The organism is Pseudomonas tremae (assembly GCF_023278125.1).
Taxonomy (GTDB): Bacteria; Pseudomonadota; Gammaproteobacteria; order Pseudomonadales; family Pseudomonadaceae; genus Aquipseudomonas; species Aquipseudomonas tremae.
This window is the reverse complement of sequence record NZ_CP066270.1, coordinates 1,260,575-1,277,438: the sequence shown is the minus strand read 5'-3', so window position 1 is coordinate 1,277,438 and position 16,864 is coordinate 1,260,575. Positions and strand designations below refer to the sequence as shown.

The following is a 16,864-nucleotide window of genomic DNA, read 5'->3' as shown; positions in this document are numbered from 1 at the left end:
TCCGGGTATAGAAGCATCATCGCGAGGTGATATCCGACCATCGCAGTTCCATGCAATCTTGGCAGATACTGCAAATAGCGCTGATAAAACGGGTTGACGACCAACCCGTTTCAAAAAATCAATGCGCCTTCGAAATCCCGAACTGTTCCAGCACCGGATCAACGTTATGGTCAAACGCCTTTTGCTCCTTGTGCTTTTTGACCGCTGCGACAATTGCCGAGATACCGAAGCCCAGCGCCATCGCGCCGTCGATTGCCCAGCCGATGACAGGAATTGCTGCACCCACCGCGGCGCCAGCTGCAAGCCCGGCGGCTTCGCCTGCGACCATGCCGATCGCGCGGCCGGCAATCTGCCCAGCCATGCGCCCCAAGCCGGCAGAGGCCTCGCGACCCATCATTTTCGCACCTGCGTCGATGCCTCCCTTGACCGCTTCGGCGCCCATTTTGGTGCTGTCGTAAATAGTCTGAGCTGCGCCGAGCTTGTTGCCTTGAGCAAGCATGTCGGAGACCGAGGCGAACCCCATTACGGACTGAAGCGCACGCGGCCCCATCTCGGAAGCAACCTGGCTGACTATCGACGGTCCCTGATTGTCTTCATTCTTGCCTTCGAGCAGTTTGCGACCGCTTTTTGAATCCTGCAGTTGGCTAACGGTAGAGTCCAAGTAGTCGCTTTGCTGGCTTTGGGTGAAATCGCTGGACAATACGCTGTCATACATCGCTTTTTGATTGTCAGCGGTCTGCAACGACTCCCCCGCATCGGCATCCTTCCGGCCAAGCAGTTGCTTCAGAGACCCACCTTCGGTGAAGTTGCGAACGTAAGAATCCTGAATCGCAGATTGCAACTCGGGGCGCTTGCCGAGGACCTGATCGGCAGTGGGCACATCGGCGTCGGGGAACAAGTCTTTCTGCATCTGCAGTTGAGCAGAGAGCCCACCGATGGCCCCACTGTAATCGGCATTCGGATTATCATCGCTGACCGCCTTGTCTGCGGTTCGCATGTCGTCACGTAACGCATCGCCACTGTTGACATGTTTTGCCTGTTTGACCACTGCCTTGCGCAGCTCTGGGTTGCTGCTTACCAGCGCGCGCTCCTGCTCGGGAACACTGTTGTTGAGGAACTCCTGTACGCCTGTGTCACCCTGCAGCTGCGAGATTTTTTCGGTCAACTCCTTTTCGGTTTCTTCGGTGTCGCGCAATTTGCGTCCGGCAATGACGCTTTGCTGAACCTGCTGCAACTTGATCATGACGGCAGCTTTCTCAGCGCCGCTGTAAGCCTCGGGATGTTCAAAGACATCCTTGTCCAGCTTGCTGGTATCAATACCTGCAACAGAATTAAGAGTCGCTGCATCGCTTAACATGCTGGCAAACTGGCCGCCATTGGTAGGTGCCTGGTTCCTGATCCAGCTGTCCACGTTATCTTTATCGAACAGTTGATCAGCGCTGTGCTTTGCCTTGTCATTGCCGCTGAGCCCGGCCTCGTCGAGCTGCCCCAAAAAGCCAGGCTGCGCCCAGGTATTACAGGACTGCTTGAGGATCCCTGACAACCCGGGGTTGCCTTGTGCAAGGCCGTTCAAGTCACCAGCGCCCACATTGCCATCTACTTCAGCCTGATCCTGCGCGCCCAATGCTTTCTTGGGATCAGCCGCAGTAGCCAGCGGCATGTTCGCCTGCATCAAGGCCGCGCTGCGGACCATTTCGAGGGACTGCGGGTCGGCGTCAGGGTGGGCAGACATGTAGTCGGACACGCTTTTGTCAGCGTCGTCAGCGGCCTCTTCCATGTACTTGGCAAAGGACTTGAGGTCTTTGTTGGTAATCTTGCCATCTGCGTGACCACCGCTATCGCCGACGTCCACTGCAGTTTTGAGTGCCGGGTTGGCGTTGATGAAATCCATAGCCTTTGCGGCATTGGGGCCATCTTCACGGGCCATCCAGGCTGCTGCAATCGGCCGATTGAGTTCTTTTTCCGCCTGCAAGCGCTGCTCGGGCGGCAGATTCATCACCATCGGCTCCCAGCGCTTCAGTGCCTCGGGCGATGAGTATTCAGAATCATCGAGAAACGCGGCATCTGCGGCCTTCGGTGCATTGGCCGGGTCTGATGCATCAGTGCTTGCGGGCGCCGCAGCAGGCGCGACCGGTGCTGTGGGTGCTGTAGGTGTTGAGGGGGCGTTGGGTGAGGCCTGTGTGGGAGCATCACTACTTGGCTGAGGCTGTACCTGCGGGTCAGCTGTAACAGGCGCATTACCGCCTTTGAGCAGCAAGCCCAGAATGGACGACGCCGCTTGCTCGGTTCCAGCGGGGGCGCTTGGCGGATTTGCAGCCGGTTGACCGAACTGCACACCCGCTTGACCACCTCCGGCCGGCGTCAGTAAAGCCTTGGCAAGAGGCGCATCCCCAGAGAAGTCGCTCGGGGCAGGTTGATTAACAATACCGCTTGTGAGGGAGCTGGAAATACGCATGATAAGTTGCCATCCAGGTGTGAAGGATGGCAACTGTGTGGTTGAGCGACTGCGTTGGTTCCAGAAAAGTCATCAAAAAGCGTCGCTCAGGCGAATGGATCGATTTGCTGTTTCAGCTGCACCCGGGCCCTCGACAGCCGCGAACGTACAGTACCAATCGGCACACCAAGGCTGTTGGCTGTTTCTTGATAATTGCCGTCCATTTCCAGCGACACTTCCAGAACCTTCTGCATGTTCGAGGGCAGGCAATCAATGGCTTTGATAACGCGTGCCAGCTGCCGGCGCCCGTCGACCTGATGCGTGATGTCGCTATTCCACTCCAGCTCGGAATGAACTTCGTCTTCCCAGCTTTCCTGATAAGGCTGACGGTACATTTTGCGGAAATGATTGCGGATCAGGTTCAATGCGATGCCACACAACCACGTCTGCGGTTTGCTGGCGTGCTGAAACTTGTGTTCATTGCGTAACGCTTCGAGGAACACACACTGCAGGATGTCATCGACATCATCGGGGTTCATGACACGCTTCTGGATGAACGCCCTGAGCATTTGAACCTGATCTGCCGAAAGCTGGCGAATGCCGGTCGGCGAAGATGACTGGCGTGGCTGGCGTGACTGGGTTGCGTCAAGAATCACGAGTTTCTGAAACATGGGCTTACCCTTTAATGGTGGTGTGTAAGCCCTATAGCGATAACCGTGCCAGCAAAAAATAAAACGCAACCTGTTGATATGAATAGAAAATTAAAAATTTGTAATTCTTTGTAATACATTTTTTTGCGTGACGCACGATTTACGCAAGCAACTTTTGGCACGAACACATGAAGGCTTTCCCATAGGGAACCGAACAGCGACCATGACCCACTCAGCAGGCATGATCTGACTCAGAACAGCCCTATGAAAATCGTCGCTCCGCCTCCCATGCAGATACTTCCGGTAACGCCAAACCGCGTCGTGACCCCTGCTGCGTTGTCGCCTGCCAGCGTCGACCCGCAGGGCTCCGGGACATCACAGCAAAAGATATCACGCTTCGCCGCGGCACTGATTCAGCACAGCCGCATCCTGCATCAGCGCGAGCTGATCGCCAGCAACAACGCCCTGCAGTCGCGGGCGGTCAAGCTGGGTGAGCTCTATCAATTACTGATGGGAGCCCAGGACACCGGTCTGGATAACGCCGCCAACATGCTGCGTAAGAAAATCATTCAGGAAGACACTTCCGATGATCTGTCGCTGATTCTGGCGTTTACCGACGGCGATGCCGCCAAGGCACACGTGGTATTGCAGGCGGCCCGCAAGCAGGCTGAGGCCGATGGCGCGACTGGCGAACACGTGATCCTGACCCGAAAACTGAAACTGCTGCGCAGAAAATACGGCCCCCGTGCGCGGGCAGGTATCAACACCGCGAGGGCGTTTGGTCGATCGAATATCGATAACAAACGCCGTGCCTCTCTGCGCAATATTTACAACGTGGCCGTGTCGGGCCAACCGAATATCACCGGGTTGATCGAAGCGCTGCTCAGCGAACAGAAAGAGGACGGGCAGTTCGACGTGGACCTTCGAGACATGCGCATCGCCATTGCCGACGATCTTTCGGCGATCAAGCCGTCAGCCTCCAACGAGCAGTTGCGCACCTTGATGCACGGCCTAAATACCGCGCGCCATGTGACCACGTTGCTGAAAGGCTGCGAGCATCTGCTGGGAAGGATGCGCACCATGAACCCTGAACTAAAAGTCGATCCGCCAGCCTTTCTCAAGCACTTGCTGTCACTGACGGCCAATGGAATGAATGTGAATCAGACGCTGCAGCTAACCCAGCACATCGGTGGCAAACAGCTCAAACACCAGTTGGCATTTCTAAATGGCTTGCGGCCCATGTTGACGCAACTGCCGATTCTGCTCTGGCGCGACATAAAGAGCCGCCAGACTGCGCTGAGTAACCTGCTCATCCTTATGGCCGAACTTACTCAGCAGGAACAGAAGCAGCTTTACGGGGTACTTGCCTGATGAACAGGATTATCAACGCACTGAACATGGTCGCGCTGTCGGCCATGCGTCGCTCGGAAGTGGTCGGCGCGTTTTTTGTAATCGCTATCGTGTTCATGATGATCACCCCGCTGCCCACCGGGCTGGTCGACGTGCTGATCGCGGTGAATATCTGTATTTCCTGCCTGCTGATCATGCTGGCGATGCACCTGCCAAGGCCACTGGCCTTTTCTACGTTCCCCGCCGTGCTGCTGTTGACCACCATGTTTCGTCTGGCCTTGTCGATCTCCACGACACGACTGATTCTGCTCAATCAGGACGCCGGTCACATCGTCGAAGCGTTCGGTCAGTTTGTGGTGGGTGGCAATCTTGCTGTGGGTCTGGTGATCTTCCTGATTCTGACGGTGGTCAACTTTCTGGTGATCACCAAGGGCTCTGAACGGGTTGCGGAGGTAGGCGCACGTTTCACCCTGGACGCCATGCCTGGCAAGCAGATGTCCATCGACAGCGACTTGCGGGCCAATCTGATCACCGTACAAGAGGCACGCAAACGGCGCGCCGAGCTGAACAAGGAAAGTCAATTGTTCGGCGCCATGGACGGGGCGATGAAGTTCGTCAATGGTGACGCGATTGCCGGTCTGATCATCGTTGCAATCAACATGATCGGCGGTATTTCCATCGGCGTCATTCAGCACGGCATGACAGCGGGCGATGCCCTGCAGCTGTACACCGTTCTCACCATCGGCGACGGCCTGATCGCACAGATCCCGGCGCTGCTGATCTCCGTGACCTGCGGCATGATCATTACACGCGTGCCTAATACCGAAGCGGGCGTGGAAGCCAATATCGGTCGCGAAATCGCCGAGCAGATCACCAGCCAGCCAAAAGCATGGATTATTGCCTCCGTGGCCATGCTCGGCTTCGCTGCCCTGCCGGGGATGCCGACCGGCGTTTTCATCACCATCGCAATTATTTGTGGCGCGGGTGGCCTTCTGCAGTTGCAACGCGCAAGGCCCAAGGCAGAGGAGCAAGGCGCTGTCGCCGTTCCACCGGAAATGAATGGCAAGGAAGACCTGCGCACGTTCTCTCCCTGCCGTCAGTTCGTCATGCAGTTCCATCCTGATCAGGACAGCGAACAGGTCGAGGCACTGGTCAGCGAGATACGCCAACGGCGCAACCGCCTGGTGGTGCAGTTCGGTCTGACGCTGCCTTCTTTCGTCATTGAATACGTCGACCAACTGCCACCAGATGAATTTCGCTTCCTGGTGTATGACGTGCCCATGCTCAAAGCGACATTCACCAACACACATGTTGCGGTGGATGCCAGTGAGTTGAACGGTAAGGCACTTCCTGCAGCGATCTCCGGCACAAACGACCGCCAGGAAGATCAGTGGGTCTGGTTGCCTGCCGAACAGAGCAGCGATTTACCCGGCGTCAGCTCCATGACCCTGATCGTTGAACGCATGGAGCGTGCCCTGCAAGCCTGCGGCCCCCAGTTCATCGGCTTACAGGAAACCAAAGCCATTCTCGGCTGGCTGGAATCGGAACAACCGGAACTCGCTCAGGAAATGCAGCGGGTCCTGACCCTGACCCGGTTCTCTGCGGTTCTGCAGCGCCTGGCCTCGGAATGCGTGCCGTTGCGGGCACTTCGGGTGATCGCCGAAACCCTGATAGAACACTGCCAGCACGAACGCGACACAAACGTGCTGACCGACTATGTGCGCATCGCCCTCAAATCACAGATTTATCACCAGTACTGTGGTGCCGATGGCTTGCAGGTCTGGCTGCTGACGCCAGAAAGCGAAGGCCTGCTGCGCGACGGCTTGCGCCAGACACAGACCGAAACCTTTTTTGCACTGGGCAACGAGGTCAGTCAGATGCTCGTGCAGCAGTTGCACATCGCTTTTCCGCTACGAGCACCTGAACAGGCAGTGCTGCTGGTTGCGCAAGACCTGCGCAGCCCTTTACGCACATTGCTGAGAGAAGAGTTCTATCACGTTCCCGTGCTGTCTTTCGCGGAAATCAGCAACGCAGCCAAGGTCAGGGTCATGGGTCGTTTCGACCTGGAAGATGACCTTGAACAGCTGGACAACGAGGATGCCGCTTAAGCCTCTTAGGCTTGAGCGCTGGGAGGGGGTCAGATGTTTGAACTACGCGTACTGAATGGCCAGCACCAAGGTGCAGCCCTGCCATTGATCGGCGAACAGTGGTCGATTGGCTCGGCAGCACAGCTGGATCTGGCGCTGGACGATGCCGGCGTGAAAAGTCTGCATTGCCGCCTGCAACACCAGGATGAGGACTGGCTTCTGAATGCCGAAGAAGGACCTGTATGTGACGAGGAAGGCGTTTCACAAACCAGCGTGAAACTGGCTCTCAACAGCGCATTCATGCTTGGTTCCGTGTGGCTGTGCGTTTCACCTGCCGGTGATGAATGGCCAGCTGTACCTGCAGTGGTTCCCAAGCAGCCACAGCCTGAGTCCGGTCCTGCGCGCGCCGACGTTCCACTTGAAAAGGTCAAATCACGCTCGCAGTTTCTCAACCGCACTACGGGAATCATTGCAGGCCTGTTGGTCGGCGTGATCGGCAGCGCCTGGAGCCTGACTCGGCCAACAGCCATGCAGATGGACCAGGGGCCGGCACACGTTGCATCGGCCGTCGCGTCTGCTGGCGAAACGGAGCGCTCGGCGCCTGGGCCACAAAAGCCTTTGACCGACCCGGCGTCCCAGCCAACTGCCGGACGCGTACGTCTGAACAACGCGGACGCAGTCAGACACCAGTTGAACAGCATGCTCAGTGACCGGCTGCTGACCGATGTCAGCATTGAGGAAACGCCTGAAGGGCTGATGCTCAACGGCCACTTGAAAGATGAGTCGCTGCTGGTTTATCAGCGCATGCTGCAGCGTTTCAAAGACCGCTACGAGTCGCCAGTTAACGTGCTCGACAACGTTGGCAGCGTCAAAAACACCCTGCCTTTCGTGGTGGTTCAGATCATGACCGGCCCCCACGCGCATCTGGTGACTGCCGACGGCCGCCGCGTCTACGTGGGCGACGAAGTCGACGGCCTGCGCCTGACCAGAATTGATGATCAACGCCTGCAGTTCGACGGCGACCGTCACATCGAGGTGAAGTGGTGAATGCCGCCCTGAGCCAGTGGCAGGAACAACAGGCCGCACGGCTCTCGCGCTACTCGGCGGTTCGTGTCAGTGGTCGGGTCAGTGCAGTTCGGGGGATTTTGCTGGAATGCAAGATACCGTCTGCCAAGGTTGGCGACCTCTGTGAAGTGAGCAAGGCCGACGGCACCCTTATGCTGGCTGAAATCGTCGGTTTCACTCAGGAATGCACGTTGCTCAGTGCGTTAGGCGCGCCTGACGGCGTTCAGGTCGGTGCGCCAATTCGGCCGCTAGGCATTGCACACAGAATCGGCGTCGATGACAGCTTGCTGGGCTGCGTGCTGGATGGCTTCGGGCGCCCGTTGATGGGTGACTGCCAAGGTGCATTTGCCGGTCCCGACGACCGTCGCACTACCCTGCCGGTGATTGCCGACGCCCTGCCGCCCACCCAGAGGCCGCGCATCACACGAGCCCTGCCCACCGGGATACGGGCGATAGACAGTGCAATCCTGCTCGGCGAGGGTCAGCGTGTCGGGCTTTTTGCCGGTGCCGGCTGCGGCAAGACCACGCTGATGGCCGAGCTGGCCCGAAACATGGATTGCGACGTCATTGTTTTCGGTCTGATCGGCGAACGGGGCCGCGAGCTGCGCGAGTTCCTCGACCATGAGCTGGATGAAACCCTGCGCAGTCGCTCGGTACTGGTCTGCGCTACGTCCGATCGTTCCAGTATGGAGCGCGCTCGCGCAGCGTTTACCGCGACGGCGATCGCCGAGGCCTACCGCGCCCGTGGTCAGAAAGTGCTGTTGCTGCTCGACTCCCTGACCCGCTTCGCGCGCGCACAGCGGGAAATAGGCATTGCCTCGGGCGAACCGCTGGGCCGCGGCGGGCTGCCTCCATCGGTGTATACCCTGCTGCCCCGTCTGGTGGAGCGTGCCGGAATGAGCGAAGAGGGTTCTATCACCGCGCTGTACACCGTACTGATCGAACAGGACTCGATGAACGACCCGGTAGCCGACGAAGTTCGCTCGTTGCTGGATGGCCACATCGTGCTGTCGCGCAAGCTGGCAGAGCGCGGGCACTATCCCGCGATTGACGTATCCGCCAGCATCAGCCGGATTCTGAGTAACGTCACAGATCGCGCACATCAGCGCGCTAACAACCGCCTGCGCCAGTTGCTGGCTGCCTATAAACAGGTGGAAATGCTCCTGCGTCTGGGTGAGTACCAGGCCGGGGCAGATCCGGTCACCGATTGCGCAGTGCAACTGAATGACGCCATCAATGCCTTTCTGCGCCAGGACCTGCGTGAGCCGGTGCCTTTGCAGGAGACGCTGGACGAGTTGGTGCGACTCACTTCTCAACTGCCGGAGTAACCCATGGACGAGCTGCTGGAAGACGACCCGCAACACGTCGCTCTGGAGCAGGTAATCGGCCTGCTCACGCCCCTGCGTCAACATCGTCAGGCCAGTGCCGAACGGGCACATCGCCAGGCCCAGGTGGAACTGAAATCGATGCTCGACCACTTATCAGAGACCCGGGCATCGCTGGATCAGGAACGTGACAACCACAAACGACGCCGGGAAAGCCTTTCGCATGCGCATTTGCAAAAGACCATCAACCTGAATGACGTCGACCGCTGGCATGAGAAAGAAAGAAACATGCTCGACCGTCTGGCTTATATCCGCCAGGACGTTCAGCAACAGCAAATGCGGGTAGCTGAACAAAAGGCGTTGCTTGAACAGAAACGGCTGCAAGCCAAGGCGTCTCAGCGCGCAGTCGAGAAACTCGCCTGCATGGAGGAGACGCTCAACCAAGAAGGTTAAGTGACGATGACCGCACCCATCAAAACCCCGGCCAAGGCGCCAGCGCCTCCTCCACGAGAAAAACCTGTGGACCAGCCGCCGATGCCATTCATCGGCAAGCCATCGGCTGACAAACGACCGCCGTTGGGTGCTTCACGCAGCGACGCACAGACGAGTCGCATGGCCTTTGGCAAATCGCTGACGGACACGCCAGTTAACGCCGATGGCCTGTTCTTTTCACAACTGCTGGTGCCACCAGTGGCTGAGGAGACAGATCAACAAAGCTTCGCCGGTGGCGGCATATCATTTCCGATGCACGCCGATCATGTGCCGACTCAACTGATTGACGAGATCGCCCAACGCCTGCCGGATCAACCCGAAGGTCCACTCGGTTTCACATTGCTGATGCCTAATCTGGGCAGCGTTCGGGTCAGCGCCAGCAAGGCAGACAACCGCTGGAACATTCAGCTGGGTTTCGCTCGTCGCGATGTACTAAAACGCTTGAGCAGCCACGCAGGCGCATGCCGCAGCTCACTTTCGCAAGCGCTGGGCCAGGACGTCGATCTGTCCATGCACGAAGAGCTTGCAGCATGAGTGCGCTAAGCCTGCGCAAGGTTGCGCCCTTGCTGGCCGAGGCCACACGCGAACTGGGTGCAGGTCGGCAATTGAGCTTCAGCGCACGGGGTCATGATGCCGAACTCACACTGTTACCGTTGCTCCCGGGAGCTGGCAATCCCGCAGTCGGTATCTGGCTGAACACCGCCATCGGGCCTGTGTGCCTAAGCGATGCCGAAGCAGTGTTGAGCCTGCTGGGCGATATTCCCATGACGCTGGCAGGCGAGCAGCAAGCCTGGTACTGGCAGTTTTTCAATCAGCGTCTGAGCCCGATCATTGCCGACCTGCTGACCCCTATCGAACCGTTGACCGACGGCACAGCAGAGCCTGTCGTTGGCTGCCGGATTCAAGTCAGGCTGGGCGATCAGCGAGTCCACGCTCATTTACACGCCACCCCGCAAACCCTGATCACGCTGCTGCGCTCTGCTCAATGGCAGGCCCGGCAGCAACCGCTCGATGAGTCGTTGTCGGTCAACATCCCGCTGATCGTCGGTGAGCTGTCATTGACCCTCGAACAACTGGCGTCGTTGCGTCCCGGCGACGTGGTTCTGCCTGCGCATTGCATGTTCGACAGCGCCGGGCAAGGCGTCCTGCCAATCGCCGGTCGCAAGTGGGCGGCACAGGCTGACCACCAGGCGCAGCACCTTTCATTGCGGCTCAGCCACGAGGAGCATAGTTACCATGAGTACTGAAGATCTGTATCAGGAAGATGTCGAAAGCCTTGACGACTACGACGATGAGGCAACTGAGCAGGAGCAGGATCATCTGTGGTCGGGAGCCGAGGAACAGCCTGAATACGCCCCCGCAGAGGCGCAAGAATCCGAACAGGACCATGACCACGACAGACAAGACGCATCGTCTGATTTCGACTCACTGGCGCTGGACCTGACCCTGCGTTGCGGCGAACTGCGGCTCTCGCTCGCCGAGCTGCGCCGTCTGGACGCGGGGACCATTCTCGAGGTCAGTGGCATCGCACCCGGGTATGCCACGTTATGCCACGCCGACCGGGTAGTGGCCGAAGGCGAACTGGTCGATGTCGATGGCCGGCTGGGCCTGCAAATTACCCGGCTGGCGGCTCAGCCATGATAATGGAAGGAGCGAATCCGCTCCTGCTGGCGCTGTTTCTCGGTGCAATGTCGCTGATTCCTTTTCTGCTGATCGTCTGCACCGCCTTCCTGAAAATCGCCATGACGTTGCTGATCACTCGCAATGCCATCGGCGTTCAGCAAGTACCTCCGAACATGGCGCTGTACGGCATTGCCCTGGCAGCCACCCTGTTCGTGATGGCGCCTGTGGCGCATGAAATGCAGCAGCGCGTGCATGAGCATCCGCTTGAACTGGGCAACACCGAAAAGCTTCAGGCCAGCGCACGAACGGTCATCGAGCCGCTGCAGCGCTTCATGACGCGTAACACCGACCCCGATGTGGTAGCACATCTGCTCGAAAACACTCAGCGCATGTGGCCCAAGGAAATGGCCGACCAGGCCAGCAAGGAAGACTTGCTGCTGGCAATCCCGGCCTTCGTGCTCTCGGAGCTGCAGGCTGGCTTCGAAATCGGCTTTCTGATTTACATCCCGTTTATCGTCATTGACCTGATTGTTTCAAATCTGCTGCTGGCGCTGGGCATGCAGATGGTTTCACCGATGACGTTGTCACTGCCGCTCAAGCTGCTGTTGTTCGTGCTGGTATCAGGCTGGTCGCGTCTGCTCGACAGCCTGTTTTATTCGTATATGTGAGGCGGCCATGGAAGCGTTGGCGTTGTTCAAACAGGGCATGTTCCTGGTCGTCATCCTGACGGCCCCGCCGCTCGGCGTTGCAGTTCTGGTGGGTGTCATTACCTCACTGCTGCAGGCGCTGATGCAGATCCAGGATCAGACCCTGCCCTTTGGTATCAAACTGGCAGCAGTAGGCTTGACGCTGGCCATGACCGGCCGCTGGATCGGCGTCGAGCTTATCCAGTTCATCAACATGGCCTTCGATCTGATCGCCCGGTCCGGAGTCGTCCACTAGATGCCTTTGCAAGCCCAGGATTTCTTTGAGCTCATACTGGGCATGGCTCTGGCAATGGCGAGACTGGTGCCATGCATGCTCCTGGTGCCTGCTTTCTGCTTCAAATACTTGAAAGGGCCGGTGCGCTACGCCGTGGTGGCAGTGGTGGCAATGGTTCCGGCGCCGGGCATCAGCCGGGCGCTGACTTCACTCAACGAAGACTGGTTCGCGATTGGTGGTCTGCTGCTCAAGGAAGTTGTCCTTGGCACGCTGCTGGGCATGCTGCTGTATGCGCCGTTCTGGATGTTCGCCTCGGTCGGTGCCCTGCTCGATAGCCAGCGCGGCGCGCTCAGTGGCGGTCAGATAAACCCTGCGCTCGGGCCGGACGCTACGCCGCTGGGCGAGCTGTTTCAGGAAACCCTGATCATGCTGGTGATCGTGACGGGAGGTCTGTCGACGATCACTCAGGTTATCTGGGACAGTTACAGCGTTTGGCCGCCTACCTCCTGGCTGCCAGGCATGACGGCGGACGGCCTGGATATTTTTCTCGGACAGTTGAACCAGACCCTGCAACACATGATGTTGTATGCAGCGCCTTTCATTGCGCTGCTGCTGCTGATCGAAGCCGCGCTGGCAATCATCGGCCTGTACGCCCAACAGCTCAACGTCTCGATTCTGGCCATGCCAGCCAAAAGCATGGCTGGCCTCGCGTTCTTGTTGATCTACCTGCCAACACTTCTGGAGCTGGGTTCCGGTCAGTTGACGCAACTGGCTGATCTCAAATCTCTGCTGGGCTTCATGGTGCAGGTGCCATGAGCGAAAAAACGCAAAAGGCTACGCCCAAACAACTGCGCGATGCGCGGGAAAAGGGTCAGGTCGGGCAGAGTCAGGACATCGGCAAGCTGCTGGTGCTGCTGGCCGTCAGTGAAGTCACCCTGAGCCTGGCCGATGAAAGCGTGAATCGCTTGCAGGCGTTGCTCGCGCTTTCTTTCAAAGGCATTGATCGGCCGTTCATGTCATCGGTCGAGCTGATTGCCAACGAAGGTTTTTCTGTGCTGCTCAGCTTTACCCTGTGCAGCGTCGGCCTGGCGATGCTCATGCGCCTGATCAGCAGCTGGATGCAGATCGGCTTTCTGTTCGCCCCCAAGGCGCTGAAGATCGACATCAACAAGATCAACCCTTTCTCTCACGCGAAACAGATGTTCTCCGGGCAGAACATTACCAATTTGTTGATGAGCATCCTCAAGGCGTCTGCCATTGCAGCGGTTTTGTACACTCAGGTAAAACCGGAACTTGGCAGTCTGGTGTTGCTGGCCAACAGTGATCTGCAGACTTACTGGCATGCGTTGCTTGAGCTGTTCAGGCATATTCTTCGCGTGATTCTAGGGTTGTTGCTGGTCATTGCAATGGCTGACTTCGCCATGCAGAAGTACTTCCATGCCAAGAAATTGCGCATGAGCCACGAGGACATCAAAAAGGAATACAAACAGTCAGAGGGCGATCCACACGTCAAGGGTCATCGCCGGCAGCTGTCCCATGAAATCCTCAATCAGGAGCCCAGCGCTGCGCCCAAGCCGGTCGAAGACGCGGACATGCTACTGGTCAACCCCACGCACTATGCGGTGGCACTGTACTATCGACCCGGTGAAACGCCCCTGCCGATGATCCACTGCAAAGGTGAGGATGACGAGGCGCTGGCGCTGATCGAACGGGCAAAAAAAGCCGGAATCCCGGTGGTCCAGAACATCTGGCTGGCGCGCACGCTGTACAAGGTCAAACCCGGCAAATACATACCCCGCCCTACCCTGCTGATCGTCGCGCACATCTACAAGGTGGTTCGTCAACTGGACGAAATCACCGGCGAAGTGATCCGGATCGACGACCAGCAGTAACCTCCTCGCGGCCAGGCAGATGACGCATAACGTCGCCGCCTGCCTCCTCTCCTGCAAAGCCAGAGCGTCACAAGTGCCTGCATGCCTTCGGGCCTTACAGTCGCGATATGGCTGATGCAACGTGTGACGCGCAGCATTGCGACATACTTGGCCAGGCAGGGGCACTCCAGATCAGCGCGCAGGCATGGCAGTGATCGTGGCGTGAACGACGCTTGGCGGGCACTTGGGGAGTCGTGTATGAGCCGGATGCTTTGCGGCTTGGAGCGAGGCAGGAGGTTTTTCAGGCAGGCGATGTGAGTCGATAAAGCAATGCCCATGAGCCTGTCAGTTCGGGCTCATGGGCATTGTTCATGAGGTTTTCAGTGCAGTTCTTCGCTGAGGTGCTCCAGTCCGGCAAGCATCAACTCCTGCCGGCGGATTTCGTCCAGGTTAAAGACTGCGTCGGGCGTCGCGTTGACAGCGCGCCACACTACAAAGTCGCGCCTTATATCCAGAAACAGGAAGTACTGACTGAATCGCTCCGCCTCCATGAAGCGTCGTTGCAACGCTTCACGCAGTTGCTCTGGACGCAAGGCGCGACCTTCGATGTGCAGCGCGATGCCCCAGTCATGGTGCTCGCGCCGACTGACAAAAGCCACGCCGTTGGCCACCGGCCAGACCGCCGGATGTTGAGCGGCTACCTGGGCGTAAAACGCCAGTTTCTCCGTTACCTCGATCATTTTTAGTCCTTTAACTGTACTACGGTGTAATCACGCTCATGGTCCTGATCGTCAAGGCCGTCACGCATGTCCGGCGGCCACCAGATGACCAGTTCGCGGCTGTTGGAATCAGGACGCTTGCAGGCGCTTCCCGAACAGCCGTGGGTGGCGCACCCTGTCAGGGTGGCGCCCAGCACCAGCAAGACTGCAATGCTACGGATGTTCATGGTTTCGCTCCCTTGAGCAATGAGGGCCGGCTTTCTTTGGCCATTTTTGATACTTGCGGCTGGCGCACAGCGATGTACACCTCGCTTTCCTCACCGGGTTGCAGCCACGCATGAGGCCAGGCTGAAACACCTATTACCCATCGACCGCCACAGCGGCTTTCGTCGATACGCACCGGCTTGTCGGTGCCGTTGTGGGCGACGACTACTGCTACGCCCCAGTCCTTCTGCGCAAACCATTGCGAACGTTGACGATCAAGTGTCAGACCTTCGCCTGGGTCACACAGGCTGTCGGTTTCGAATGGCAGGGCGTCGCCGGTGCGCATCCCGACAGGTGATGTGCCGTCGACCAGCTGGGTGAAGACTTTCTGGATGTCGCCACGCGTCGGCAGCTCGCCGCCATCACGTCGCTGCTTGATCCTTTTCATCTGGTCATCGACATCGTGCGGGTTACCGTTCTGCACGTAGCGGGCCGGGTTGACCTGATCGCCAATCAAGCGTGGCGTCAGGATAAACAGCCGCTCGCGCTGGCTCAATTCCCGACTGCGGGACTGAAAAAGCAGCTTGCCGATGTACGGAATATCACCCAGCAGCGGGACCTTGTGAATCCGGTCGTTAGCCTCAAGACCATGAAAGCCGCCAATAACCAGCGAACCGTGCTCGGCGATCATCGCCTGAGTGCTGACGTTACCCCGGCGCACGCTTGGCTGCGTATCGTTGATGGTCGACACGTCGATTTGCCCATCCTCGATGTCGACGATCATCTGCACTTGAGACTTGCCGTCATGATCCAGCGACCGCGGGATCACCTGCAGGCTGGTGCCCGCCGTGATGGGCAAGATTTCGGCAGCACGTTCGGACGTGGCAGTCAGGTATTCGGTCCGGCTCAGGTCGATTACCGCAGGCTGGTTTTCAAGGGTGAGGATCGACGGGTTGCCAATGACCGAGGCCGAGCCGTTGCCCTCAAGCGCGTGCAGCTCTGCTGCAAACTTGCCGGCGTTCTGGATGAACAGCGTCGAACTGGTGCCTGCGTCAAACAGGTTGGCACCGCCACTGACACTGCCTGCATTGAAGTTCCAGCGACTGGAGAGTTCTGCCAGTTCGTTGCGATCAATATCGAGGATGACGGCATCGATCTCGATCAGATTGCGCGGCACATCCAGTTCCTTGACCAGCTTCTGGTACATGCCCTTGCGTTCTGGCAGGTCGTAGATCAGCACGGAGTTGTTACGAACATCGGCACTCACGCGAATACTTGCCCGGCCAGCGGAGTGACCTTTGGAAGATTTTTTACTGCCGAAATTCAGCACCCGGTCAATGCCCTGCTGCAAAGAGGCGGTGTCGATTCCGTTGGAGCCCAGGTTGTAGGACAGCCCATTGGAAGGCAAACCTGCTGTTCCATTTGCCCCGCCTGCGCCCTGTCCGGGCAGCAGGTTGACGCTGTTGATGCTCTCGCCACGCGAACGGCTTTCCAGCAGATCCTGCAGGATACTGGCCACGCCGGCGACCACCAGTTGCTGATCGCGATAATGAATGGTCCGGTCAGCTGCGTTCGCGTATTTCAGTGGCAGTACAACCACGTCCTGCTTATCGGCCTTTTTGTCGGGCTTTTCGACTTTTTTACTGTAGTCGCGCACGAACTCGACATATTTCGCCGGACCGCGCACCAGCACCACCCCTTCGTCAGGTAATGCACCCCAGCCAAAACGCTTGTCCAGCAGACCTACGTCGGTGAGAGCCGTCTGCAAGTCATCCACGGCATCCGGCGACACTTCGATGCGCGCCGAGGTATGTTCACTGGACGGGCTGACGTACAGGGTGTCGTTATAGACAAACCACTGAAAGTGATACTCCTGGCTCAGCCGATCGAGAAATTGCTCGGGGTTATCGGCACGAATACGGCCATCCAGCTTGCCCTGGACAGGTGACATATCCAGCGCCATGCCGAACTCTGTGGCGAAGTCAGACAGAGCCGTAGACAGCTCGGTCTGCTGGGCATCATAGGCGTAAGCAGTGTGCTTCCAGGCTTCGGGGGTGACCGCCCACGTGGCAGGTATTACCCCGATCAACAATAAAGGCAACCACATTAAGGCCTTGCGCATT

Annotated in this window: 17 protein-coding genes; 12 read left to right on the top strand and 5 right to left on the bottom strand. The window is 58.2% G+C overall.

What is annotated here, in order from left to right:
* Positions 1 to 118: 118 nt before the first annotated feature.
* Both I9H09_RS05870 and I9H09_RS05865 read right to left on the bottom strand, forming a co-directional pair.
* On the bottom strand, positions 119 to 2,455 hold the full coding sequence (locus I9H09_RS05870) for a type III effector HrpK domain-containing protein (protein WP_122312773.1): 2,337 nt from the start codon (positions 2,453 to 2,455) through the stop codon (positions 119 to 121).
* Between the two features lie 86 nt (positions 2,456 to 2,541).
* Complete coding sequence (locus I9H09_RS05865; RefSeq protein ID WP_005891591.1) at positions 2,542 to 3,105, bottom strand: RNA polymerase sigma factor; 564 nt, start codon at positions 3,103 to 3,105, stop codon at positions 2,542 to 2,544.
* A 243-nt stretch (positions 3,106 to 3,348) separates the two neighbouring features.
* On the opposite strand from I9H09_RS05865, the gene sctW reads away from it, so the two are divergent.
* Genes sctW through sctU form a run of 12 tightly spaced genes read left to right on the top strand, consistent with a single transcriptional unit; the run spans position 3,349 to position 13,839 of the window.
* On the top strand, positions 3,349 to 4,455 hold the full coding sequence (sctW, locus tag I9H09_RS05860) for a type III secretion system gatekeeper subunit SctW (RefSeq protein WP_024671158.1): 1,107 nt from the start codon (positions 3,349 to 3,351) through the stop codon (positions 4,453 to 4,455).
* Positions 4,455 to 6,542, top strand: coding sequence for a type III secretion system export apparatus subunit SctV (sctV, locus tag I9H09_RS05855; RefSeq protein ID WP_005891588.1), 2,088 nt, complete (start codon positions 4,455 to 4,457; stop codon positions 6,540 to 6,542). Before sctW ends, sctV begins: the two co-directional genes overlap by 1 nt.
* Positions 6,543 to 6,575: 33 nt before the next feature.
* The gene (gene sctD, locus I9H09_RS05850) at positions 6,576 to 7,568 is read left to right on the top strand and encodes a type III secretion system inner membrane ring subunit SctD (protein WP_122346897.1); all 993 of its coding nucleotides are present in this window, start codon (positions 6,576 to 6,578) and stop codon (positions 7,566 to 7,568) included.
* Positions 7,565 to 8,914, top strand: coding sequence for a FliI/YscN family ATPase (locus I9H09_RS05845; RefSeq protein ID WP_024671157.1), 1,350 nt, complete (start codon positions 7,565 to 7,567; stop codon positions 8,912 to 8,914). Before sctD ends, I9H09_RS05845 begins: the two co-directional genes overlap by 4 nt.
* A 3-nt stretch (positions 8,915 to 8,917) precedes the next feature.
* Positions 8,918 to 9,364, top strand: a complete 447-nt coding sequence (locus tag I9H09_RS05840) for a hypothetical protein (RefSeq protein ID WP_005891582.1) — start codon at positions 8,918 to 8,920, stop codon at positions 9,362 to 9,364.
* A 6-nt stretch (positions 9,365 to 9,370) separates the two neighbouring features.
* Positions 9,371 to 9,937, top strand: coding sequence for a type III secretion system HrpP C-terminal domain-containing protein (locus I9H09_RS05835; RefSeq protein WP_053480742.1), 567 nt, complete (start codon positions 9,371 to 9,373; stop codon positions 9,935 to 9,937).
* Positions 9,934 to 10,650, top strand: a complete 717-nt coding sequence (locus I9H09_RS05830; protein ID WP_122324909.1) for a type III secretion system protein — start codon at positions 9,934 to 9,936, stop codon at positions 10,648 to 10,650. The genes I9H09_RS05835 and I9H09_RS05830 overlap by 4 nt, the downstream gene beginning before the upstream one ends.
* A complete protein-coding gene (locus I9H09_RS05825; RefSeq protein ID WP_054990341.1) occupies positions 10,640 to 11,044 on the top strand; it encodes a FliM/FliN family flagellar motor switch protein in 405 nt (134 codons plus the stop codon). Before I9H09_RS05830 ends, I9H09_RS05825 begins: the two co-directional genes overlap by 11 nt.
* On the top strand, positions 11,041 to 11,694 hold the full coding sequence (sctR, locus tag I9H09_RS05820) for a type III secretion system export apparatus subunit SctR (protein ID WP_005891576.1): 654 nt from the start codon (positions 11,041 to 11,043) through the stop codon (positions 11,692 to 11,694). The genes I9H09_RS05825 and sctR overlap by 4 nt, the downstream gene beginning before the upstream one ends.
* A 7-nt stretch (positions 11,695 to 11,701) precedes the next feature.
* The gene (gene sctS / locus I9H09_RS05815; RefSeq protein WP_024671153.1) at positions 11,702 to 11,968 is read left to right on the top strand and encodes a type III secretion system export apparatus subunit SctS; all 267 of its coding nucleotides are present in this window, start codon (positions 11,702 to 11,704) and stop codon (positions 11,966 to 11,968) included.
* Positions 11,969 to 12,763 carry a type III secretion system export apparatus subunit SctT gene (gene sctT, locus I9H09_RS05810; RefSeq protein ID WP_005891574.1) on the top strand — a complete coding sequence of 265 codons (795 nt, stop codon included), beginning with the start codon at positions 11,969 to 11,971 and terminating at the stop codon, positions 12,761 to 12,763.
* Positions 12,760 to 13,839, top strand: a complete 1,080-nt coding sequence (gene sctU, locus I9H09_RS05805) for a type III secretion system export apparatus subunit SctU (protein ID WP_005891572.1) — start codon at positions 12,760 to 12,762, stop codon at positions 13,837 to 13,839. The genes sctT and sctU overlap by 4 nt, the downstream gene beginning before the upstream one ends.
* 359 nt (positions 13,840 to 14,198) lie before the next feature.
* Here sctU and I9H09_RS05800 read toward each other — a convergent pair whose 3' ends face one another.
* Genes I9H09_RS05800 through sctC form a run of 3 tightly spaced genes read right to left on the bottom strand, consistent with a single transcriptional unit; the run spans position 14,199 to position 16,863 of the window.
* Positions 14,199 to 14,558, bottom strand: a complete 360-nt coding sequence (locus I9H09_RS05800; RefSeq protein WP_005891570.1) for a hypothetical protein — start codon at positions 14,556 to 14,558, stop codon at positions 14,199 to 14,201.
* A gap of 2 nt (positions 14,559 to 14,560) precedes the next feature.
* Positions 14,561 to 14,764 carry an HrpT family type III secretion system protein gene (gene hrpT / locus I9H09_RS05795; RefSeq protein ID WP_005891568.1) on the bottom strand — a complete coding sequence of 68 codons (204 nt, stop codon included), beginning with the start codon at positions 14,762 to 14,764 and terminating at the stop codon, positions 14,561 to 14,563.
* Positions 14,761 to 16,863 (bottom strand): type III secretion system outer membrane ring subunit SctC, encoded by a 2,103-nt coding sequence (gene sctC / locus I9H09_RS05790; RefSeq protein ID WP_005891566.1) that lies wholly within the window; start codon positions 16,861 to 16,863, stop codon positions 14,761 to 14,763. The genes hrpT and sctC overlap by 4 nt, the downstream gene beginning before the upstream one ends.
* Between the last annotated feature and the right edge of the window lies 1 nt (position 16,864).

Bases quoted from the DNA above. Each gene is read 5' to 3' on its own strand.
- I9H09_RS05870 (WP_122312773.1), bottom strand. From the start codon at position 2,455: ATGCGTATTTCCAGCTCCCTCACAAGCGGTATTGTTAATCAACCTGCC.
- I9H09_RS05865 (WP_005891591.1), bottom strand. From the start codon at position 3,105: ATGTTTCAGAAACTCGTGATTCTTGACGCAACCCAGTCACGCCAGCCA.
- sctW (WP_024671158.1), top strand. From the start codon at position 3,349: ATGAAAATCGTCGCTCCGCCTCCCATGCAGATACTTCCGGTAACGCCA.
- sctV (WP_005891588.1), top strand. From the start codon at position 4,455: ATGAACAGGATTATCAACGCACTGAACATGGTCGCGCTGTCGGCCATG.
- sctD (WP_122346897.1), top strand. From the start codon at position 6,576: ATGTTTGAACTACGCGTACTGAATGGCCAGCACCAAGGTGCAGCCCTG.
- I9H09_RS05840 (WP_005891582.1), top strand. From the start codon at position 8,918: ATGGACGAGCTGCTGGAAGACGACCCGCAACACGTCGCTCTGGAGCAG.
- I9H09_RS05835 (WP_053480742.1), top strand. From the start codon at position 9,371: ATGACCGCACCCATCAAAACCCCGGCCAAGGCGCCAGCGCCTCCTCCA.
- I9H09_RS05830 (WP_122324909.1), top strand. From the start codon at position 9,934: ATGAGTGCGCTAAGCCTGCGCAAGGTTGCGCCCTTGCTGGCCGAGGCC.
- I9H09_RS05825 (WP_054990341.1), top strand. From the start codon at position 10,640: ATGAGTACTGAAGATCTGTATCAGGAAGATGTCGAAAGCCTTGACGAC.
- sctR (WP_005891576.1), top strand. From the start codon at position 11,041: ATGATAATGGAAGGAGCGAATCCGCTCCTGCTGGCGCTGTTTCTCGGT.
- sctS (WP_024671153.1), top strand. From the start codon at position 11,702: ATGGAAGCGTTGGCGTTGTTCAAACAGGGCATGTTCCTGGTCGTCATC.
- sctT (WP_005891574.1), top strand. From the start codon at position 11,969: ATGCCTTTGCAAGCCCAGGATTTCTTTGAGCTCATACTGGGCATGGCT.
- sctU (WP_005891572.1), top strand. From the start codon at position 12,760: ATGAGCGAAAAAACGCAAAAGGCTACGCCCAAACAACTGCGCGATGCG.
- I9H09_RS05800 (WP_005891570.1), bottom strand. From the start codon at position 14,558: ATGATCGAGGTAACGGAGAAACTGGCGTTTTACGCCCAGGTAGCCGCT.
- hrpT (WP_005891568.1), bottom strand. From the start codon at position 14,764: ATGAACATCCGTAGCATTGCAGTCTTGCTGGTGCTGGGCGCCACCCTG.
- sctC (WP_005891566.1), bottom strand. From the start codon at position 16,863: ATGCGCAAGGCCTTAATGTGGTTGCCTTTATTGTTGATCGGGGTAATA.